General features: G+C 66.6%; 15 protein-coding genes. 5 read left to right on the forward strand and 10 right to left on the reverse strand.

The features are described 5' to 3' along the window. Positions 1-110: 110 nt before the first annotated feature. The 3 genes from AC1Q7Q_RS19735 to hutU all read right to left on the reverse strand — a co-directional run bounded on the left by AC1Q7Q_RS19735 (position 111) and on the right by hutU (position 4,834). Positions 111-1,511 carry an amino acid permease gene (locus AC1Q7Q_RS19735; RefSeq protein ID WP_492375390.1) on the reverse strand — a complete coding sequence of 467 codons (1,401 nt, stop codon included), beginning with the start codon at positions 1,509-1,511 and terminating at the stop codon, positions 111-113. A gap of 102 nt (positions 1,512-1,613) precedes the next feature. Next, positions 1,614-3,146, reverse strand: coding sequence for a histidine ammonia-lyase (hutH, locus tag AC1Q7Q_RS19740; protein WP_492375389.1), 1,533 nt, complete (start codon positions 3,144-3,146; stop codon positions 1,614-1,616). Between the two features lie 2 nt (positions 3,147-3,148). Next, positions 3,149-4,834 (reverse strand): urocanate hydratase, encoded by a 1,686-nt coding sequence (gene hutU / locus AC1Q7Q_RS19745; RefSeq protein WP_492375388.1) that lies wholly within the window; start codon positions 4,832-4,834, stop codon positions 3,149-3,151. Positions 4,835-5,195: 361 nt separating this feature from the next. Here hutU and AC1Q7Q_RS19750 point away from each other — a divergent pair, with 361 nt between their 5' ends. Beyond that, positions 5,196-7,028, forward strand: coding sequence for an ABC transporter ATP-binding protein (locus tag AC1Q7Q_RS19750; protein ID WP_492387200.1), 1,833 nt, complete (start codon positions 5,196-5,198; stop codon positions 7,026-7,028). Positions 7,029-7,977: 949 nt separating this feature from the next. On the opposite strand, the gene AC1Q7Q_RS19755 is transcribed toward AC1Q7Q_RS19750, so the two are convergent. The 5 genes from AC1Q7Q_RS19755 to AC1Q7Q_RS19775 all read right to left on the reverse strand — a co-directional run bounded on the left by AC1Q7Q_RS19755 (position 7,978) and on the right by AC1Q7Q_RS19775 (position 14,557). Continuing rightward, positions 7,978-8,508 carry a chromate transporter gene (locus tag AC1Q7Q_RS19755; protein WP_183036321.1) on the reverse strand — a complete coding sequence of 177 codons (531 nt, stop codon included), beginning with the start codon at positions 8,506-8,508 and terminating at the stop codon, positions 7,978-7,980. After that, complete coding sequence (locus AC1Q7Q_RS19760) at positions 8,505-9,176, reverse strand: chromate transporter (protein WP_492376093.1); 672 nt, start codon at positions 9,174-9,176, stop codon at positions 8,505-8,507. Before AC1Q7Q_RS19760 ends, AC1Q7Q_RS19755 begins: the two co-directional genes overlap by 4 nt. A gap of 102 nt (positions 9,177-9,278) precedes the next feature. Beyond that, a complete protein-coding gene (parC, locus tag AC1Q7Q_RS19765) occupies positions 9,279-11,630 on the reverse strand; it encodes a DNA topoisomerase IV subunit A (protein ID WP_043348134.1) in 2,352 nt (783 codons plus the stop codon). Between the two features lie 92 nt (positions 11,631-11,722). Continuing rightward, positions 11,723-12,517, reverse strand: coding sequence for a lytic transglycosylase domain-containing protein (locus AC1Q7Q_RS19770; RefSeq protein ID WP_492376092.1), 795 nt, complete (start codon positions 12,515-12,517; stop codon positions 11,723-11,725). A gap of 48 nt (positions 12,518-12,565) precedes the next feature. Beyond that, positions 12,566-14,557 carry a DNA topoisomerase IV subunit B gene (locus AC1Q7Q_RS19775; RefSeq protein ID WP_492376091.1) on the reverse strand — a complete coding sequence of 664 codons (1,992 nt, stop codon included), beginning with the start codon at positions 14,555-14,557 and terminating at the stop codon, positions 12,566-12,568. Positions 14,558-14,862: 305 nt separating this feature from the next. Here AC1Q7Q_RS19775 and AC1Q7Q_RS19780 point away from each other — a divergent pair, with 305 nt between their 5' ends. Next, complete coding sequence (locus AC1Q7Q_RS19780) at positions 14,863-16,095, forward strand: MFS transporter (RefSeq protein WP_492376090.1); 1,233 nt, start codon at positions 14,863-14,865, stop codon at positions 16,093-16,095. Beyond that, on the forward strand, positions 16,092-16,238 hold the full coding sequence (locus AC1Q7Q_RS19785) for a hypothetical protein (protein WP_492376089.1): 147 nt from the start codon (positions 16,092-16,094) through the stop codon (positions 16,236-16,238). The genes AC1Q7Q_RS19780 and AC1Q7Q_RS19785 overlap by 4 nt, the downstream gene beginning before the upstream one ends. A gap of 164 nt (positions 16,239-16,402) precedes the next feature. Here the strand turns inward: AC1Q7Q_RS19785 and AC1Q7Q_RS19790 are convergent, their stop codons facing one another. Beyond that, positions 16,403-18,325 carry an ATP-binding cassette domain-containing protein gene (locus tag AC1Q7Q_RS19790; protein ID WP_492376088.1) on the reverse strand — a complete coding sequence of 641 codons (1,923 nt, stop codon included), beginning with the start codon at positions 18,323-18,325 and terminating at the stop codon, positions 16,403-16,405. Positions 18,326-18,871: 546 nt separating this feature from the next. Between AC1Q7Q_RS19790 and AC1Q7Q_RS19795 the strand changes: the two genes are divergently transcribed. Further along, complete coding sequence (locus AC1Q7Q_RS19795) at positions 18,872-19,798, forward strand: amino acid ABC transporter substrate-binding protein (RefSeq protein WP_492376087.1); 927 nt, start codon at positions 18,872-18,874, stop codon at positions 19,796-19,798. Positions 19,799-19,892: 94 nt separating this feature from the next. Beyond that, positions 19,893-21,080, forward strand: coding sequence for a benzoate/H(+) symporter BenE family transporter (locus AC1Q7Q_RS19800; protein WP_492376097.1), 1,188 nt, complete (start codon positions 19,893-19,895; stop codon positions 21,078-21,080). A 10-nt stretch (positions 21,081-21,090) separates the two neighbouring features. Here the strand turns inward: AC1Q7Q_RS19800 and AC1Q7Q_RS19805 are convergent, their stop codons facing one another. After that, complete coding sequence (locus tag AC1Q7Q_RS19805; RefSeq protein ID WP_492376086.1) at positions 21,091-21,585, reverse strand: hypothetical protein; 495 nt, start codon at positions 21,583-21,585, stop codon at positions 21,091-21,093. Positions 21,586-21,751: the final 166 nt, after the last annotated feature.

The raw sequence follows: 21,751 nt of genomic DNA on the forward strand, positions 1-21,751 counted from the left end.
GCGCCACTACGACAGCGCGCCGGGCTGGCGCGCGCTGCCGGTTACCCTGGCATCCGGCTAGGCAGATGCCAGGCAACGCGGACCCTGCCGAGGCAGGGTCCGCGCATGTATCAGTCCGCCGCAAAGGAGGAAGCAGGCGCCCCCCGCTGGCCGCGCGGCCGTCCCCAGCACCACCACGCCACCACCAGCAGCAGCAGCCACGCCGCGCCCACCAGCAGCGCTGCGCGGGTCTGCGGGAACCAGCCAAGCACGCCGAAGATGAACAGCATGAAGGCGATGGCCGCGAGCGGCGCTACCGGCCAGAACGGCACGGGGAACTTCAGCGCCGCCACCTCGGCGCGGCTCATGCGCCTGCGCAAGGCGACCTGCGACAGCAAGATCATCAGCCACACCCAGACCGTGGCAAAGGTGGCGATGGAAGCGATCAGCGTGAACACGTCCTCGGGCATTACGTAGTTGAGCACCACGCCGGCCAGCAGCGCGAAAGCCATCACCACCACCGTCATCCAGGGCACGCCCTTGCGCGACACGCTGGCAAAGATGCGTGGCGCCTGCCGTTGCACCGCCATGCCATACAGCATGCGGCCAGCGCCGAAGATGTCGCTATTGATGGCGGATACCGCGGCGGAGATGACCACGACATTGAGCAATGCGGCGGCCGAGCCAATGCCCAGCCGGCTGAAGATCTGCACAAAGGGGCTGCCCTCGCTGCCGATGCGGTGCCAAGGATAGAGAGACATCAGCACCGCCAGCGTCAGCACATAGAACAGCAGGATGCGCAGGGGCACCGCGTTGATCGCACGCGGAATCACGCGCTGCGGGTCGCGCGCCTCGCCGGCCGTGATGCCGATGATCTCGATGCCGCCAAAGGCGAACATCACCACGGCGAACGAGGCGATCACGCCGGCAATGCCGTTGGGCATGAAGCCGCCGTGCGCCCAGAGGTTGTGGATGCCGGTGGCAACGCCGCCGTCGGCCATGCCGAAGCCGAACAGCATGATGGCAACACCGCCGCCGATCATCGCGACGATGGCGCCGACCTTCAGCAGCGAAAGCCAGAACTCCAGCTCACCGAACACCTTGACGCTGAGCAGGTTGAGGCCGCCGATCAGGAACACGATGCCGAGCACCCAGATCCAGCGCGGCACGTCCGGGAACCAGAAGCCCATGTAAATGCCGAAGGCAGTCACGTCCGCCAGGCAAACGACGATCATCTCGAAGGCATAGGTCCAGCCGAGCAGGAAGCCCGCCAGCGGTCCCAGGCCGGTGCTGGCGTACTGGCCGAACGAACCCGCCACCGGATTGCGCACCGCCATCTCGCCCAGCGCACGCATCACCATGTAGACCGCGGCGCCACCGATCACGTAGGCCAGCAGCACCGCCGGTCCCGCGGCCTGGATGGCCGAGGCCGAGCCGTAGAAAAGTCCCGTGCCGATGGCCGATCCGAGCGCCATGAAGCGGATATGACGGGCGCTGAGGCCACGCTGCAGGCCTTGCGACTGCTCTTGCATCTATTTGTCTCCGAATCATTATTCTGTCTTCTGTCCGCCCGGGGCGCGGGCTGCGGCCTGCTGCGTGGCAGGCGTCCCGCCCCCGGGCGTCATGCCCAAGCCTCAGAGGCTGGGCAGCAACCGCGCGGGCAGCAGCGCGTTCAGGGTGCCGGCCGCCAGCAACCGGCTCGCGGTCTCGATATCCGGCGCGAAGAAGCGGTCCTTCTCGTAGTAGGGCACTTCGGCGCGCAGCAGGCTGCGTGCCTGCTCCAGCTTGGGCGAGCTCTTCAGGCCTTCGCGGAAGTCCAGGCCCTGGCAGGCGCCCAGCCACTCCACGGCAAGGATGCCGCGCACGTTCTCGGCCATCGCCCACAGGCGCTTGCCGCCATTCGGCGCCATCGACACGTGGTCCTCCTGGTTGGCCGAGGTCGGCAGGCTGTCGACGCTGTGCGGATGGGCCAGTGCCTTGTTGTCGCTGGCCAGCGCGGCGGCGGTGACCTGGGCGATCATGAAGCCCGAGTTGACGCCCCCGTTGGCCACCAGGAAAGGCGGCAGCTGCGACATATGGCGATCCATCATCAGCGAGATGCGGCGCTCAGACAGCGAGCCGATCTCGGCGATGGCCAGCGCCAGGTTGTCGGCGGCCATCGCCACCGGTTCGGCATGGAAGTTGCCGCCCGAGATCACGTCGCCTTCGGCGGCAAACACCAAGGGGTTGTCCGAGACCGCGTTGGCCTCCACTTCCAGGACCTCGGCCGCCTGCCGCAATTGCGTCAGGCAGGCACCCATCACCTGCGGCTGGCAGCGCAGCGAGTAGGGATCCTGCACCTTGTCGCACTGCGCATGCGAACGCGCCAGCTCGCTGGTATCGGTCAGCAGATCGCGATAGGTGGCGGCCGCATCGATCTGGCCGCGCTGGCCGCGCACCGCATGAATGCGCGCGTCGAAAGGCGCGCGCGAGCCGAGCATGGCCTCGACGCTGAGGCTGCCGCAGACCGTGGCCGCGGCAAACAGATCCTCGGCCTCGAACAGGCCGCGCAGCGCGTATGCGGTGGATACCTGGGTGCCGTTGAGCAGGGCCAGGCCTTCCTTGGCGGCCAGGGTCAGCGGCTCCAGGCCGGCACGTGCCAGCGCCTGGCGCGCCGGCAGCCATTCGCCCTGGTAGCGGGCACGGCTTTCGCCCAGCAGCACCAGCGACATATGCGCCAGCGGCGCCAGGTCGCCAGAGGCGCCCACCGAGCCCTTGAGCGGGATATGCGGATAGACCTCGGCATTGACCAGGGCGATCAGCGCGTCGATCACCTTGCGGCGGATGCCGGAAAAGCCGCGCGCCAGGCTATTGATCTTGAGCAGCATGATCAGCCGGACCATGGCGTCGTCCAGCGGTTCGCCCACACCGGCGGCATGCGACAGCACCAGCGAGCGCTGCAGGTTCTCCAGGTCCTCGCGGGCGATGCGGGTCTGCGCCAGCAGGCCGAAGCCGGTGTTGATGCCGTAGGCGGTCCGGCCTTCGGCAACGATGTTCTCAACGCAGGCCACGCTGGCGGCGATGGCCTCGGCGGCCTCGCTGTCCAGGCTCACGCGCAGCGGCTGCAGATAGGCCTGGCGCAGCTGCGCCAGGGTCAGTTGACCAGGTTTGAGGTTCAGCGCGTTCACGTTCAGGCTTCCTTCTTGTGGTTGAGCATCGGCAGGTTCAGGCCCTGCTCTCGTGCACAGTCGATGGCGATGTCGTAGCCGGCATCCGCATGGCGCATCACGCCGGTCGCGGGATCGTTGTGCAGCACGCGGGCGATGCGGGCGGCGGCTTCGTCGGTGCCGTCGCACACGATCACCACGCCCGAATGCTGCGAGAAGCCCATGCCCACGCCGCCGCCGTGATGCAGCGAGACCCAGGTCGCGCCGCTGGCGGTATTGAGCAGCGCGTTCAGCAGCGGCCAGTCGGACACGGCGTCGGAGCCATCCTTCATGCTTTCGGTTTCACGGTTGGGGCTGGCCACCGAGCCGGAGTCGAGGTGGTCGCGGCCGATCACCACCGGTGCCGACAACTCGCCACTGCGCACCATCTCGTTGAACGCCAGGCCAAGCTTGGCACGCAGGCCCAGGCCGACCCAGCAGATACGCGCCGGCAGGCCCTGGAAGCTGATGCGCTCGCGCGCCATGTCCAGCCAGCGGTGCAGGTGCGCATCGTCGGGGATCAGCTCCTTGACCTTGGCGTCGGTCTTGTAGATGTCCTGCGGATCGCCCGACAGCGCGGCCCAGCGGAACGGGCCGACACCGCGGCAGAACAGCGGGCGGATGTAGGCCGGCACGAAGCCGGGGAAATCGAAGGCATTCGCCACGCCCTCTTCCTTGGCCATCTGGCGGATGTTGTTGCCGTAGTCGAAGGTGGGCACGCCCATCTTCTGGAAGTCCAGCATGGCCTGCACATGCAGCGCCATCGACTGCTTGGCGGCCTTGACCACACGAGCCGGCTCGGTCTGCGCGCGGTCGCGGTACTGGCCCCAGGTCCAGCCCACCGGGAGGTAGCCGTTGAGCGGATCGTGCGCGCTGGTCTGGTCGGTGACCATGTCCGGGCGCACGCCGCGGCGCACCAGTTCGGGCAACACTTCGGCGGCGTTGGCGCACAGCGCGATGGAAACGGCGCGGCCTTCGGCGGTGTACCTGGCGATGCGCGCCAGCGCGTCATCGAGGTCGGTGGCCTGTTCGTCGACATAGCGGGTGCGCAGGCGGAAATCGATGCTGGCCTGCTGGCACTCGATGTTCAGCGAGCAGGCGCCGGCCAGCGTGGCGGCCAGCGGTTGCGCGCCACCCATGCCGCCCAGCCCGGCGGTCAGCACCCAGCGGCCCTTGAGGTTGCCGTTGTAGTGCTGGCGCCCGGCTTCCACGAAGGTCTCGTAGGTGCCCTGCACGATGCCCTGGCTGCCGATATAGATCCAGCTGCCGGCTGTCATCTGGCCGTACATGGCCAGGCCTTTGGCGTCGAGCTCGTTGAAGTGTTCCCACGTAGCCCAATGCGGCACCAGGTTGGAATTGGCGATCAGCACGCGCGGCGCGTTGCTATGGGTCTTGAACACGCCAACCGGCTTGCCGGACTGCACCAGCAGGGTCTCATCGTCGTTCAGCGTCTTGAGCGTCTCGACGATCTTGTCGTAGCACGCCCAGTTGCGCGCGGCGCGGCCGATGCCGCCGTACACCACCAGCTCCTTGGGGTTCTCCGCCACTTCCGGGTCGAGGTTGTTCATCAACATGCGCAGCGGCGCTTCGGTCTGCCAGCTCTTGGCGTTCAGTTGGTTGCCGCGCGGGGCGCGGATCTCTACATCGCGAAAGCGGTCGGTGTTGCTCACGGGAACTCCTTGGGTCAATAAGGCCGGCTCGAACCGGTCTGTTCAGCCATGCTAGGTATGTATAGTGTTGTATAGACAAGCTCGGATAAATTGGGGTATTCCCGAGGATAAGCCGCAGGCATGGACGAAAAAGTGCGCTTATGAATACTTAAATGATGAAGGCGACGGAAAGTGCGCGCCGTTCCGAGCGCGCACTCAAGCACCGCGACACGGACGCCCCTCCCGCGAGTACGGACATCGGCGATGCGCAAGCGCGGTATGATGCTCCTGATCCGCCGCATGCCCATGGCATCGATACGGCCCTTGCAAGCACGCCTGCGACCCGAACGAGGCGGTCGCCGCGGAACACCCCTGGACTCCCATGCTGATGCGTTTCCTGGAACGGCTGATTGACCCGTTCCGCGCCCTCCCCGACACCCAGCCACCCAGCCAGATCTGGCGCTTTTATGCCTACTTCCTGCGAGAGGTGTGGCCGGTCTTCGCGCTGCTGCTGGGCGTGGGGCTGGCTGGCGCGCTGATCGAAGTCTCGCTGTTCGGCTTTCTCGGTCGCTTGGTCGACCTGGCGCAAGCAACACCGCCCGCCGAGTTCTTCGCGCGCCACCGCGTCGAGCTCATGTGGATGGCGGTGGTGGCGCTGCTGCTGCGTCCGTTCTTCAACGGCCTGCACGACATCCTCGTGCACCAGGTCATCAACCCGAGCCTGGGCAACCTGGTGCGCTGGCAGAACCACCGCTACGTCCTCAAGCAGAGCCTGTCGTTTTTTCAGAACGACTTTGCCGGGCGCATCGCGCAGCGCATCATGCAGACCGGCTTCTCGCTGCGCGATTCAGCGGTGCAGGCCGTGGATGCCATCTGGCATGTGTTGATCTACGCGGCCAGCTCCCTCTACCTGTTCGCGCAAGCCGACTGGCGCCTGATGCTTCCCCTCGTGGCGTGGATCGCCTGCTACGTGGCCGCCATGCTGTACTTCACGCCACGCGTGAAGGCGCGCTCGGTTGCCGCCACCGGCGCGCGCTCGCGGCTGATGGGGCGCATCGTCGACGGCTATACCAACATCACCACGCTCAAGCTGTTCGCCCACACGCGCCATGAAGAGGACTACGCGCGCGAAGCCATGGCCGACCTGACCGACAAGGCACGCCTGTCCGGGCGCATGGTCAGCGCCATGGATTTCACCGTGACCTCGCTCAATGGCCTGCTGATCGCCGGCACCACCGGGCTGGCGCTGTGGCTATGGAGCCAGGGCCATGTCAGCGTCGGCGCGATTGCGCTGTCGAGCGGGCTGGTGATCCGCATCGTCAGCATGTCGGGCTGGATCATGTGGGTGATCAGCGGCATCTTCGAGAACATCGGCCAGGTGCAGGATGGCCTGCAGACCATCGCCGTGCCGCGCACGGTCGGCGATCGCGACAACGCGCAAGCGCTGCGCGTCACGCGCGCAGAGGTGCGCTTCGACGGCGTGGGCTTTCACTACGGCAAGGGCTCGGGCGTGATCGAGAACATCGACCTGGTGGTGCGCCCGGGCGAGAAGATCGGCCTGGTCGGCCCCTCCGGTGCCGGCAAGTCGACGCTGGTCAACCTGCTCCTGCGGCTGTACGACGTGGAGCAAGGACGCATCCTGATCGACGGCCAGGACATCGCCGGCGTCACGCAGGAAAGCCTGCGTGCGCAGATCGGCATGGTGACGCAGGATACGTCGCTGCTGCACCGCTCGATCCGCGACAACCTGCGCTATGGCCGCCCCGGCGCCAGCGAGGCCGAGCTGCTCAGCGCGGCCAACGACGCCCATGCCGGCGAGTTCATTCCGCGCCTGCGCGATGCGCATGGGGCGACGGGGCTGGATGCGCAGGTGGGCGAGCGTGGCGTGAAGCTGTCGGGCGGCCAGCGCCAGCGCATTGCCGTGGCACGAGTGCTGCTGAAAAACGCACCGATCCTGATCCTGGACGAAGCCACCTCGGCGCTGGACTCCGAAGTGGAAGCCGCCATCCAGGAGAACCTGGAGACGCTGATGCAGGGCAAGACCGTGATCGCCATCGCGCACCGCCTGTCCACCATCGCGCGCATGGACCGGCTGGTGGTACTGGAGGATGGGCGGATCGCCGAGAGCGGCACGCATGCGGAGTTGCTGGCGCGTGGGGGGCTTTATGCGCGGTTGTGGGCGCATCAGACTGGGGGGTTTGTGGGGGTGGATTAGAGGTTTGATGTAGGGGGGTTTCTTTTTGCGGCGATGGTTTTTGCACCCAAGGGCCATACGACATCCCCCTGCGGGGTTGGTCGCTGTTTCTTTGTACGGCGATGGTTATTGAACCCAACAGCCGTACGACATCCCCCTGCGGGGGCTGCCGGTCACTCTTCTTTGCGTCGGCAAAGAAGACTAACGAGAAGAAAGCCGACCCTGCCGGGGGCAGAGCAATCAGGCTTATGTGGGACTGTGGTTTCGTCGTACGGCCCAGAGTGTCGGCGGGCTTCTGCCGGTACCGGCTTGACTGACCACGAACCTGCCAGCTTCCGGGATTCGTGGTGAGGCCCCCGGTAGCTGACATCACTTGCTTCAAGCCGTCTGTCGCTCGCGCAGTGGCCGGCCACGAAGTTGCGGGCGCACCGGTTCCGTCGTGGGCGCGGTGGCACCGGCTTGCTATGCCCAAGGCCCTGACCACCGCGCCCGCCCCACCACGAAACCACTGATGGGCGATGTGTCGTGATGGCGCGCGCCGGTAACGGCAGATGGTGGAATGCTCACCGAGCAACGCGATCAGGGGCACCACAACGTGACCATTAGGTCATGCATTTTCGATGTCCTCCAGGCCGGTATGGCAAAGGCCAGCCAACACTCCGGGCCGTACGACGCAACCACCGACGCCCGCAAGCCTGATTGCTCTGCCCCCGGCAGGGTCGGCTTTCTTCTCGTTAGTCTTCTTTGCCGACGCAAAGAAGAGTGACCGGCAGCCCCCGCAGGGGGATGTCGTATGGCCTTTGGGTGCAAAAACCATCGCCGCTAAAAGAAACAACGACCAACCCCGCAGGGGGATGTCGTATGGCCCTTGGGTGCAAAAACCATCGCCGCAAAAAGAAGCAGCGAAAGACCGAGCATGGAGGCTCTTGGCCCCAACAGCCGACACAGCATCATCCATCCACTATCAGGCTCAAACCAACCCCATCACCCCCGCCCCAGCCCCCAACGCCACCAGCACCAGCGGATGCACCTTCGTCTTGAGCATCAGCACGATCGTGACCACCGTCACCGCCACGGCGGTCCAGCGGTGATCCACGCTCGCGGCAAGGATCCAGCCAGTGGAAAACAGCAGCCCGATGGTCAGCGTGGCAAGGCCGCGCCGGATCAGGCCGGGCCACCGCGCTTGCGGCGAGCGGCCGGCGAAATACTCGAAGCCGAGCGCGATCACGCTGGACGGCCCGCAGATGCCGATCATGCCGACAATGGCGCCGGCCAGGCCCGCCACCTGCCAGCCGAACAAGGCAACGAACAAGATGTTCGGCCCGGGCGCGGCCTGCGAGATGGCGTACATGGCGGAGAACTGCGCGTCGCTCATCCAGGCGTTCGACTCCACCAGGAAGCGATGCATGTCGGGGATCGTGGTACTGGCCCCGCCGATGGCGAGGAACGACAGCATCAGGAAATGCGTGAGCAGGCTGGAAAGCACGTTCGGTGAACTCATTGCCGTGGCTCCCCGGGTACCGCTGGCACGGGCGGCGCGGGCGGCATGGACGACACCTCGATAGCCGCCGCCTGCGCGCGCCGCGCAAGCTGCTCGCTGCGCCACTCCAGCACCAGCCCCATCGGCACCAGCACCGCCATCACCGGCACCAGCGGCCAGCGCAACAGCCCGATGCCGACAAACGCCGCGCCGCCGATCATCAGTCCGCGCACGGTGCGCGGCTGGCTCTGTGCGAGCTTGAAGCCGGTCGACAGCACCAGCCCGGCCGACACCGCCGTCATGCCCGTGAGCATGCGCTGCACCGCCGCCACGTCGCGGTAGTGCTCGTACAGCAGCATCAGCGCCAGCACGCCCACCATCGGCACCATCACCAGCCCCGCAAAGGCCGCCAGCGCGCCGCGCAGTCCGGCAAAGCGCAAGCCCAGCATCAGCGCGAGGTTGATCACGTTGGGGCCGGGCAGCACCTGCCCAAGGCTGAGCAGCTCGACAAAATCGCGGTCGCCCAGCCAGCGGTTGCGGTCGACCACGGCGCGCCGCACGAAGGGCAGCACACCGCCGAAGCCGGACAGCCCCATGCGGGCGAATTCGATAAACAGGCGCCGCGGCGTAGGTGGGGGTGCTAGCGCTACCATCGGATCGTCGCCGGCGGGAGAGGGAGTAACTGGCATCGCTTGTCACGGGAGAGGCATGGCCGCCGGGGCGGTCCGGCATGCCGGGAAAGAAAAAAGCCCCGCGCATTGTCGCGCAGGGCCAGTTCGGGTTGGCGCGGCTTAGTTGCCGCTCGCCGGAGGCACGATCCGTACCGGCTCGATGCTCGGCTCCTTGAGCTTGAGATCCAGGGCGCGGCCCTTGCGGGCGCGCTTGCCCACGTAAGGCAGCAGCAGCTGGCCGTAGAGCTTCTGCGAACTCGGCTTGCCGCCGCGCCCGGCACCGGACACCACCAGCCCCGGGGCGCCGACGGCAATCGCCTGCTGCAGCGTCTCCTTGGGTTCCAGCTCCATCAGGATCACGCCGCGGCCACCGGCCGAGAGCGACTTGATCTCGTCGAGCGCAACCAGCAGCATGCGGCCGTTGGCCGACAGGCAGGCCACGTGCGTGGCCTCCTCGCCGATCGGCGCGGGCAACAGCGGCGCGTCGCCCTCGTCCAGCGTCAGGTAGGCGCGGCCGCCCTTCTGCCGGCTGACCATGTCTCCGACCTTGGTCTGGAAGCCATTGCCGCCGCGCGTGGCGATCAGCAAGCGCTGGTCGACGCTGCCGGCAAAGGTGTGGGCGATCTGGCTGCCGGGCTGCAGCTCGATCAGCGTGGTCACGGGCACGCCGTCGCCGCGCCCGCCCGGCAAGCCGGCCACCGGCACCGTGTAGGCGCGGCCATTGGTGCCGAACACCAGCATCACGTCCACGCTGCGGCACTCGAAGGTGCCATAGAGCGCATCGCCCGCCTTGAAGGTGAACTGCTGCGCGTCATGGCCGTGGCCCTGGCGCGTGCGCACCCAGCCCTTCTGGGAGACCACCACGGTGACGGGCTCGTCGACCACGCGCACCTCGGCGTTGGCGCGGCGCTCTTCCTGGATCAGCGTGCGGCGCGGATCCTTGTCTTCCGGGCTGTATTGCTTGGCGTCGGTCTCGATCTCCTTGATGATGCGCCGGCGCATCATGGTCTCGGACTTGAGCAGCACATCCAGCTCGGCCTGCTCGTCGCGCAGGCTCTTCAACTCCTGCTCGATGCGCAGCGCTTCCAGCCTGGCCAGCTGGCGCAGGCGGATTTCCAGGATGTCTTCGGCCTGGCGGTCCGACAGGCCGAAGGCCTGCATCAGCGCCGGCTTGGGCTCATCGCTCTCGCGGATGATGCGGATCACCTCGTCGATATTGAGCAGCACCAGCATCCGGCCTTCGAGGATGTGAATGCGATCTTCGACCTTGCCCAGGCGATGGCGCGTGCGGCGGGTGACGGTGGCGAAGCGGAAGGCGATCCACTCGCGCAGGATGTCGGCCAGGCCCTTCTGGCGTGGGCGGCCATCGGTACCGATCATCACCAGGTTGATCGAGGCGCCGGACTCCAGGCTGGTGTGCGCCAGCAGCGTCTGGATGAATTCCTGCTGCTCGATGTTCTTGCTCTTGGGCTCGAACACCAGCCGCACCGGCGCGTTCTTGCCGGATTCATCGCGCACCGCGTCGAGCACCGCCAGCATGCCTTGCTTGAGCTGCAACTGCTCGGGCGTCAGCGACTTCTTGCCCGCGCGGACCTTCGGGTTGGTGATTTCCTCGATCTCTTCGAGCACCTTCTGCGACGAGGTGCTCGGCGGCAGCTCGGTCACCACCAGTTGCCACTGGCCGCGCGCCATTTCCTCGATGATCCAGCGCGCGCGCACCTTCAGGCTGCCGCGGCCGTTCTCGTAGATCTGCGCAATGTCGGCCGCGGGCGAAATGATCTGGCCGCCGCCCGGATAGTCCGGCCCCGGCATCAGCGCCAGCAGCTCGGCCAGCGTGATGTTGGGGTTGCGGATCATCGCCACCGTGGCTGCCGCCACTTCGCGCAGGTTGTGCGGCGGCACCTCGGTGGCCATGCCCACGGCAATGCCCGATGCGCCGTTGAGCAGCACAAAGGGCAGGCGCGCCGGCATCAGCCTGGGCTCTTCCATCGAGCCGTCGTAGTTGGGGATGAAGTCCACCGTGCCCTGGTCGATCTCGTCGAGCAGCAGGCGCGCGATCGGCGTGAGCCGGGCTTCGGTGTAGCGCATGGCCGCTGCGCCGTCGCCGTCGCGCGAGCCGAAGTTGCCCTGGCCGTCGATCAGCGGGTAGCGCAGCGAGAAGTCCTGCGCCAGGCGCACCAGCGCGTCATAGGCGGACTGGTCGCCGTGCGGGTGGAATTTACCCAGCACATCGCCCACCACGCGCGCCGACTTGACCGGCTTGGCGTCGGAGCGCAGCCCCATCTCGTGCATGGCGTACAGGATGCGGCGCTGCACCGGCTTCTGGCCATCGGCCACTTCCGGCAGCGCGCGGCCTTTGACCACGCTGATGGCGTAGTCGAGATAGGCGCGCTCGGCATAGTGCGCCAGGGTCAGCGAGTCCGCTCCGTTGTCGGGCGAACCTGGGTCAAGCGGAATGTCTTGTTGTTCCATGGATTGGCAAGAAGACGGCGCACCGCATCGTTGGCCGGTGCGCCGGTTGCATGTTGTTCGTTATGCGGTTCGTCTTAGGGTTCGGTATGGGATCAGGGCATGTTGCGGCGGCCGCCGATCACCATCTTGACGCGATTGACTCCCGCCCCGCCCAACCCCGCGGGCGCGCCGCCCGGACGGTAGAAGCGATAGAACTGCAGCACCGTGCTGACATATTGCTGGGTCTCGGGGAAAGGCGGAATCTTGTTGTTGTAGCGTTGCACCGCGCCCTCGCCCGCGTTGTACGCGGCCAGCACCAGCTCGAGGTCGTTGGGGAACAGCTCCATCAGCCAGCGCAGGTAGCGCACGCCGGCCGAGATATTGGTGCGCGGGTCAGCCAGTTTCTGCTCGACCGTGCGCCGGGCATCGGCGCTCACGCCAAAGCGCGCGCCGGTGTCGGGAATCACCTGCATCAGCCCGATCGCGCCCTTGGGCGAGACCGCGCCTGCGTTGAAGCCGGACTCTACCGCCATCACTGCCTTGACCAGCGCCGGGTCGACATTCTGCGCCGCCGCGATCTGGCGGATCATGGGCTCGACCGTGGCGATATTGGGATGGTTGACGACATAGCGGTAAAGCTTGTGCGTCTCCAGGTCGATCTGGCTGCCGGCACCGGCTCCGGCGCGGTACGGCAGCGGGCTCTTGAGCTCGCCACCATTCTTCATGAACAGCGTGTAGCGCTCGTCCAGCTTCTCGTCCGAGAAATGCGCCACGCCGTCGTCGTCGATATAGCCGTACAGCGCAGCGTGGGCCGCTGGCATGAAGCCCAGGCCGGCCAAGCCGGCCAGCAGCATGCCGGCGGCAATCCATTGCCGCGCGCGGTTGCTGCCAGGTCTGGTCTTAGCCATCGGGACTCCTTGCGTCATGCGGGTATCGAACGGTTCGATTCGTGCCGCCTAGATATCGGCGATCACCTCGTTGCCGCGCTCCTCGAGCCAGGTGCGCCGCTGCGCGGCCTCGCCCTTGCCCATCAGCATATTCATCACGCCCACGGTCTGCGGCAGGTCGAAATGGCCGAGCGCCACCGGCAACAGGCGGCGCGTGTCGGGATTCATGGTGGTTTCCCACAGCTGCTCGGCATTCATCTCGCCTAGGCCCTTGAAGCGCGAGATCTGCCAGCCGCCTTCCTTGATGCCATCCTTCATCAGCTTGTCCTGGATGGCCACCAGCTCACCGTCGTCCAGCGCATAGAGCTTCTGGGCCGGCTTCTTGCCGCGCGCCGGCGCATCCACCCGGAAAAGCGGCGGGCGGGCCACGCACACGTTGCCGTTGTCGATCAGCCTGGGGAAATGCTTGAAGAACAAGGTCAGTAATAGCACCTGGATGTGCGCACCGTCCACGTCAGCGTCGGACAAGATACAGATCTTTCCGTAGCGCAGGTTGGACAGGTCGGGCTCATCGTTGGGGCCGTGCGGGTCCACGCCGATTGCCACCGCGATGTCGTGCACCTCGTTATTGGCGAACAGGCGGTCGCGCTCGGTCTCCCAGGTGTTGAGCACCTTGCCGCGCAGCGGCAGGATGGCCTGGAACTCCTTGTCGCGCCCCATCTTGGCCGAGCCGCCGGCGGAGTCGCCCTCGACCAGGAAGAGTTCATTGCGGGTGACGTCGGTGGATTCGCAGTCGGTCAGCTTGCCCGGCAGCACGGCTACGCCGGAACCCTTCTTCTTTTCCACCTTCTGCGCCGCGCGCGTGCGCGCCTGCGCCTGGCGGATCACCAGCTCGGCGAGCTTCTTGCCGTACTCGACGTGATGGTTGAGCCACAGCTCCAGCGCGGGACGGCTGAAGGTGGACACCAGCTTCACCGCGTCGCGGCTGTTCAGGCGCTCCTTGATCTGGCCCTGGAACTGCGGGTCCAGCACCTTGGCGGACAGCACGAACGAGGCACGGGCGAACACGTCCTCGCTCATCAGCTTCACGCCCTTGGGCTGCAGCGCGTGCATCTCGATAAAGCTCTTGACTGCCTGGAACAGGCCTTCGCGCAGGCCGGACTCGTGCGTGCCGCCAGCCGGCGTGGGAATCAGGTTGACATAGGACTCGCGCACCGGCGCGCCATCTTCGGTCCACGCCACCACCCAGGAAGCGCCCTCGCCCTCGGCGAAGCCATCTTCCGCCGCGTTGGCGTCCGGGTCGGCGAAGTGCTCGCCTTCGAACATCGGCACCACCAGCTCGGCGCCGCTGCCCTGCGCCAGCGCTTCCACCAGGTAGCCCTTGAGGCCCTGCTCGTACTGCCAAGTCTGGCGCTCGCCGTTTTTCTCTTGCAGCAGCGTGACCTTGACGCCGGGCAACAGCACCGCCTTGCTGCGCAGCAGCCGCTGCAGCTCGGCCATCGGGATCGCGGCCGAATCGAAGTACTTCGCATCGGGCCAGACCTGCACCCGCGTGCCGCCCTTCTTCTCGCCGCGCTCGAGCTTGCGCGTGGCCAGCGGCACGGTGACATCGCCGCCGGAGAAGGTCAGCGTGGAGCAGTTGCCGTCACGCCATACGGTCACGTCGAGGCGGGTCGACAGCGCATTGGTAACGGAGACGCCCACACCGTGCAGGCCACCCGAGAAGGCATAGGCACCGCCCTTGCCCTTGTCGAACTTGCCGCCCGCGTGCAGGCGCGTGAACACGATTTCCACCACCGGGACCTGCTCTTCGGGATGGATGCCGACCGGGATGCCGCGGCCATCGTCCTCGACGCTGATGCTGCCGTCGCGATGCAGGGTGACCATGATCTCGGAGCCGTGGCCGCCCAGGGCCTCGTCGGAGGCATTGTCGATCACCTCCTGCACGATGTGCAGGGGATTGTCGGTACGGGTGTACATGCCGGGTCGTTGCTTGACCGGCTCCAGGCCCTTCAGGACCCGGATGGAGGATTCGCTGTACTGACTGATTTTGCTCGCCATGGAGTCGCTTGCTTAGTGGGATTCTCGGCCAGCCTTGGCGGGGGCGCGGTTGCCGCACGCCAGCCAGGGGGGCCGGGCAGCCTGCATTGTAATGGAAGCGGGTAGCCGTCTTGATGCCAATCGTCACCAGCAATTGCCGTGCGCGATTCGGCACATCCGGTGTCGCGGGCGGCATCGGAGTGACGCCCGACGTCCTCCCGGGATGCGGGGTACACTCGCTCGCACCGGCGTGGCCAAGGCGGTTCCGGACCGCGCCGACAAAACTAAAACAGCACTACGCACACCGAGCCAGGATGCAGGACGCCATGCAGAACACGATTCAACACACACCAAGAAAACCACTCTCCCTCACAACCGTATTGATTTGCGGTGGCCTGCTCGTCACCTTGTCGATGGGCATCCGGCACGGCTTCGGCCTGTTCAACCTGCCGATCACGCAGACCCACGGCTGGAGCCGCGAGACCTTTGCCTTCGCGCTGGCGCTGCAAAACCTGATGTGGGGCGTGACCCAGCCGTTCACGGGCGCGCTGGCCGACAAGTTCGGCGGCTTGCGCATCATGCTGGTCGGCATTGCGCTATACGTGGCGGGCCTGGTCGTGATGGCCATGGCCACCTCCGGCACCGCCTTCGCCTCTGGCGCCGGCATCCTGATCGGCATTGCGCAGTCCGGCACCACCTACAGCGTGGTGTACGGCGTGATTGGCCGCGTGGCCAGCCCCGAGAAGCGCGTGTGGGCCATGGGCATCGCGGCGGCCGCGGGCTCGTTCGGGCAGTTCCTGATGATCCCGGTGGAGCAGACGCTGATCTCGACTGCCGGCTGGCAGAACGCGTTGTTCATCCTGGCGGTGCTGGCTTGCCTGATGCTGCCGCTGGCCTTCAGCCTGCGCGAGCCGCCGGGCGCGACGCACGCGCCCGGCTTCCAGCAGACCATCGGCCAGGCCGTGCGCGAAGCGTTCGGCAACCGCAACTTCCAGTTGCTCACGCTGGGCTACTTCGTCTGCGGCTTCCAGGTGGTGTTCATCGGCGTGCATCTGGCGCCCTATCTCAAGGACCGGGGCCTGACCGACCCGAAGATCGCGACCGTGGCGCTGGCGCTGATCGGGCTGTTCAATGTGTTCGGGACCTATAGCGCGGGCGCGCTGGGGCAGCGCGTGCCCAAGCGCTTCCTGCTTTCACTGATCTACATCACCCGGTCCGTGGTGATTGCCGGCTACCTGCTGCTGCCGCTCACGGCTACCAGCACCTGGGTGTTCGCCGCGATGATGGGTTTCCTGTGGCTGTCCACGGTGCCGCTGACCAACGGCATCATCGCGCAGGTGTTTGGCGTGCAGTACCTGTCGATGCTGTCGGGCGTGGTGTTTTTCTCGCACCAGATCGGCAGCTTCCTAGGTGCGTGGCTGGGTGGCTTCCTGTATGACCGGACCGGCACCTACAGCACGGTCTGGATGATCGCGATCGGGCTGGGCGTAGTGGCCGCCCTGGTCAACCTGCCGATCCGCGAGCATGCGATCGCGCGGCCGCAAGGGGCCGCGGCATGATCACGGCACGCCCCGCCGGCATTGCGCTTCGGGCAGCAGGCTTCGCGGCGCTGGCCGGGGTGCTGGCGCTGGCCTTCATGGCCTACCTGCGGCCGGCTTTCATGGTGGATCTGACGAACATGGTGCTCGCCTGGTGCGGGTGAAGGGACGCGAGGACTAACAATCGCCCGTTGTTCCTCCCCCCGCGTGCTGGAAAAAACCGTAGCTCCGCTTCTAGTGGCTCCTAGCTAAGCCACCCCACTGCCCGGCCCTCTCCCCCTGAGGGGAGAGGGAGAGACAGCCGTCGTCATGGCAAGCGGTGCTGGCCTTACGGCGCCTCGGCCTTGGTCTTGGCTTCCAGCACTTCCCAGCGCTCCAGCGCCTCCAGCAGTTCCAGGTCGATCTCATCGTGGCGGGCCGCCAGCTGCGCGGCCTTGCCCGCGTCGCTCACATACAGCGAGCCGTCCGCCAGCTGTGCGCCAACAGCCTTTTGCTCGCTTTCCAGCGAAGCGATACGCTCCGGCAGCGTGTCCAGCTCGCGCTGTTCCTTGTACGACAGCTTGACCAGGCGGTTGGCCGCGCGGGCTTCGCGCGGCTTCGTGCTTTCCGCGGCGGCCTTGCCCTCGCCACCGCGCGCGTCCTGCATGGCCGCGCTGCGCGCCGACTGGACCTGCCAGTCGGAGTAGCCGCCCACGTACTCGCGCCAGCGCCCGTCGCCTTCGGCGGCGATGGTGGAGGTCACCACGTTGTCCAGGAAGGCCCGGTCGTGGGACACCAGGAACACAGTGCCGCTGTAGTCCTGCAGCAGTTCTTCAAGCAGTTCCAGCGTGTCGATGTCGAGGTCGTTGGTCGGCTCGTCCAGCACCAGCACATTGGCCGGGCGCGCGAACAGGCGCGCCAGCAGCAGGCGGTTGCGCTCGCCGCCGGACAGCGACTTGACCGGCGAGCGCGCGCGTTCCGGCGCGAACAGGAAATCGCTGAGGTAGCTCATGACGTGCTTGCGCTGGCCGTTGATCTCGACCCAGTCACTGCCAGGGCTGATGGTATCGGCCAGCGAGCGCTCCAGGTCCAGCTGCGTGCGCATCTGGTCGAAATACGCCACCTGCATGTTGCTGCCGTTCTTGACCGTACCGGCATCCGGCGCCAGCTCGCCCAGGATCAGGCGCAGCAGCGTGGTCTTGCCCGCGCCGTTGGCGCCGATCAGGCCGACCTTGTCGCCGCGCATGATGGTGCCGGTGAAGTCGCGCACCACCATCTTGTTGCCAAAGGCTTTGCTGACATCCGTCAACTCGGAAACGATCTTGCCGGAGCGCTCGCCTTGCGACACTTCCAGCTTGACGTTGCCCTGCACGTCGCGGCGCGCCGCGCGGTCCGTTCGCATCGTCTCCAGGCGCTGGATACGCGCCACGCTACGCGTGCGGCGCGCTTCCACGCCCTTGCGGATCCAGACTTCTTCCTGCGCCAGCAGCTTGTCGAACTTGGCCTGCTCGACCTGCTCGGCGGCCAGCAGCTCGGCCTTGCGCGCCTGATAGGCGGCGAAGTTGCCAGGAAAGGAAATCAGCCGGCCACGGTCGAGTTCGATGATGCGGGTGGCCACGCGGTCCAGGAAGGCGCGATCGTGGGTGATCAGCAGCACGCTGCCACGGAAGGCCAGCAGCAGGTCTTCCAGCCAGCGGATCGCTTCCACGTCCAGGTGGTTGGTCGGTTCGTCCAGCAGCAGGATGTCGGGCTCGGCCACCAGGGCCTGCGCCAGCGCCACGCGCTTTTGCATGCCGCCAGATAGCGCATCCACGCGCACATCGGCGCTCAGGCTGAGTTGCGCCAGAGTGGTCTCGACCCGCGTGCGCAAACCCCAGGCACCGGCGGCGTCGACTTCCGACTGCAGGCGGTGCAGCTCGGCCAGCGAATCCTCGTCGTGGTTGTCGTCCAGCCCCGCCAGTGCTGCCTCGTAGGCGACCAGCAGGTCGTGGATCTTGCCCAGGCCCTGGGACACGGCGTCGAACACGGTCACACCCGCCTCGAACTGCGGCTCTTGCGGCACATACGCCGAGGTCACGCCGCTCTGGCGCGCGATCAGGCCATCGTCCGGCGCGGACAGGCCGGCCACGATCTTGAGCAGCGACGACTTGCCGGTGCCGTTGCGGCCAATCAGGCCGACGCGCTCGCCGGCTTCCAGCGAGAAGTCGGCATGGTCGAGCAAGGCCACATGCCCGAAGGCAAGCTGGGCGTCGGAAATCGAAAACAGGGCCATGGGAGCAATACGAAAGGAGACAGCGAAAAGGAGGCAGTTCAAGGGGGCAGTTCAAGCGGCTTGAACCTGCGGCCGCGCGCCGGCGTCGGACAGCAACCGGGCGGCGGGGTGCCAGGTAGCCGGCATTGTAGACCACCGGCGCCCGCCCTCGCCGGAGGCGGCGCAAACCCCTGGCCTGCGGCCGCCACAAAAAAAGAAGGGCCCGCGCTCGCGCGGGCCCAAGAGTCTCTCCTCGGTGCCCTGCTCGCAAGGCACGGAAAGGAGCATAGCAAGCGCCCCGGGCTGCCTCTAGTCGTACAAGTCCGTAAGGGAAAGCCCCGTCAACGCCCCCTGCGGCGCGGCTCTTGCACGTCTGCCACGCGCCTGTTGCGCGCCGCGCAACACCCCCCGGCGTGACGATTGCCGGGCCGCTTTCCCCCATGGAACAATGGCCGGCGGCCGGCAGGCCGCAGCACAACGGCAGCAATACAAGAACCGGTCCGAACCGGTGAGAGGCGACCCAACGCCAATTCCGCTTGATGCCTTTTTCTTTGTACGGGGAACTCCATGATCCATCCGCGTGCGCAGCGCTTGCCGCTGCTGCTTGTGCTATCGACCCTGCTTTCGCTTTCACTCGCCGTTGTCGCCATGCCCGCCGCCGCGCAGTCCGGCAGCACGCCAGTGCTGCAGCGCATCGAACAGACCGGCGTTCTGCGCATCGCCCACCGCGAGAGCTCGGTGCCGTTCTCCTTCGTGGCCGACGGCAAGCCCTACGGCTATGCCATCGACCTGTGCCTGCGGGTGGCCGACGCCCTGCGCGGCGCGCTCCGGCTCCCAGGCCTCAAAGTGGAATTCGTTCCTGTCACGCCGGCCAGCCGCATCGCCGCCATCGTCGACGGCAAGGCCGATCTCGAATGCGGCTCCACCACCAACAACCGCGAGCGGCGCGCGCAGGTTGCTTTCACCATTGCACACTACATCGCCGGCAGCCGCATGCTGGTCAAGACCGACTCCGGCATCCGCAAGCTGGGCGACCTGCGCGGCAAGACGGTCGTCTCCACGGTGGGCACCACGTCGCTCGCGGTAGTGCGCCAGATCAACGGCTCCGGCGCCATGCAGATCCACGTGGTGGAAGCCAAGGACCACGCCGAGGCGTTCGCCATGGTCGAGCAAGGCAAGGCCGACGCCTTCGTGATGGACGACGTGCTGCTCTACGGCCTGCGCGCCAATGCGCGCGACCCGGCCCGCTACACCGTCACCAACGAGCTGCTGACGATCGAGCCCTACGCCATCATGCTGTCGAAACAGGACGCCGAGTTCAAGCGGCTGGTGGACAAGATCCTGGTCGCCTCCATCTATTCGCTCGATACCCAGAAGCTCTACAAGAAATGGTTCCAGTCGCCGATCCCGCCGCAAGGGGTCAACCTCGACATCCCGATGAGCTACCTGCTGCGCGATTCCTTCAAGTTCCCCAGCGACAAGGTCGCCGACTGAGCGCGCGTCCGCAACGGCGCAACTCGTGCGAAGATGGCGGCCCAGCCGCTTTTTCCGCACGCTTTGCGTCGGGTGCCGCACCATGTCCCGCCCCATGTCCATCACGCCCCTGAAGCTGACCGATCTCTCTGTCTCCGCCCTGGTCGCCGGGCTGATCGCCATGCTGACCGGCTACACCAGTTCGCTGGTGCTGATGATCCAGGCCGGCCAGGCCGCCCACTTGTCGGACGCGCAAGTCGCTTCGTGGATCTGGGCGTTGTCCATCGGCATGGGCGTGACCACCATCGGGCTGTCCCTGTTGACGCGGGCGCCCATCGTCGTTGCCTGGTCCACCCCTGGCGCCGCCCTGCTGATCGCCAGCCTTCCCGGCGTTCCCTACGCGCAAGCCATCGGCGCCTTCGTCATGGCGGCGGTGCTGATGACCGCCGCCGGCATGACCGGCTGGTTCGACAAACTGATGCGCGCGCTGCCGGCCAGCATTGCCTCAGCGCTGCTCGCCGGCATCCTGTTCCGCATCAGCGTCGACGTGTTCGTGCAAGCCCAGCATCAGACCCTGCTGCTGGTGATGTTCGCGCTGTACCTGCTGGGCAAGCGCTTCTGGCCGCGCTACGCGGTGCCGGGCGTGCTGCTGGCGGGCGTGGCGCTGGCCGGCGCGCTTGGCCAGCTGCATTTCGAATCGTTCCATTTCGCGCTGGCCAAGCCGGTGTGGACCACGCCGGCGTTCTCGCTGCGAGCCTTCGTCAGCATCGCGGTACCGTTGTTCATCGTGGCGCTGGCGTCACAGAATATTCCCGGGCTGGCGGTGCTGCGCGCCGACGGCTATCACGTACAGGCCTCGCCGCTGATCACCGTCACTGGTGTCGCCTCCGCCCTGCTCGCCCCGTTCGGCTCGCACGGCATCAACCTGGCGGCCATTACCGCGGCCATCTGCACCGGCGCGCAAGCGGATCCCGACCGCAACCGGCGCTATACAGCAGCGGTGGTTTGTGGCATCGGCTATCTGGTTGCGGGCGCGCTGGCAGCCAGCATCGCCGCGCTGTTCGCGGCGTTCCCCAAAGCGCTGGTCGTTGCGGTGGCCGCGTTTGCCTTGCTCGGCTCCATCGCCAGCGGCCTGACCACGGCCATGCAAACGCCGGCCGAGCGCGAATCCGCCCTGCTGACATTCATGATCACCGCCTCAGGCATGACGCTGGCCGGCGTGGGGTCGGCCTTCTGGGGTGTGGTGGGCGGCATGCTGGCGCTGATCGTCTTGCGACCGCGTACTGCCGCCAAGGCTGGGTAAGCGCGAGCGCTTACAGCAGCAGGAAAGCAATGTCCGCGGCGCCGATCCCGGAGACCGGTGTGCCCTTGCGCCGCTGGAACAGGATGTGCTGCAGCACCCGGTCGCGGTGCTCGGCAAACGTGGCGGGATCAAAGCGCAGCGCGGTGAGCGCATAGTGCTCGGAGAGCAGCTTGTAGACCCGGTGGCGCACCATCAGCATCTCGCTCTCGGCGCGCAGGCGGCTAATCTCGCCAGCGTTACCCTCCTCCAGCTGCCGCATGCCGACCACCACGCGCGCATGCATGCCACGGTAGCGATCCAGCTCGCCGTGCGCCTTGCACAACTCCTCGCGCAGCGCCCTCACTTCCTGCTGGAGCTTCAGGTTGTGCTGCACGCCTCGCTGTATGCGCGACGCCTCTTCCAGTGCCACATCCGCTGCGGCAATCGTGTTCTGCCAGAGCCCCTGACCCGTCGTCTGGCCATCCACCTGCGGCCACACGGTCTGAACCTCATCCTCGCCTTTCATGACGCTCCCCTGCAAACCTGACTCACCCGCCGCTGGCTTTATCACGACTGCCAGCTGGTCGGGGCTACCGCGACCACCCCACGACACGACTCCGGACTGCCGGCGCCTGGACGGCGCGCTTCTACCTCGATTGAAGATGGCATCCCCGCAAGGAACAACCACCCGA

The sequence above is a fragment of the Cupriavidus sp. GW823-FHT07A04 genome (assembly GCF_058794615.1).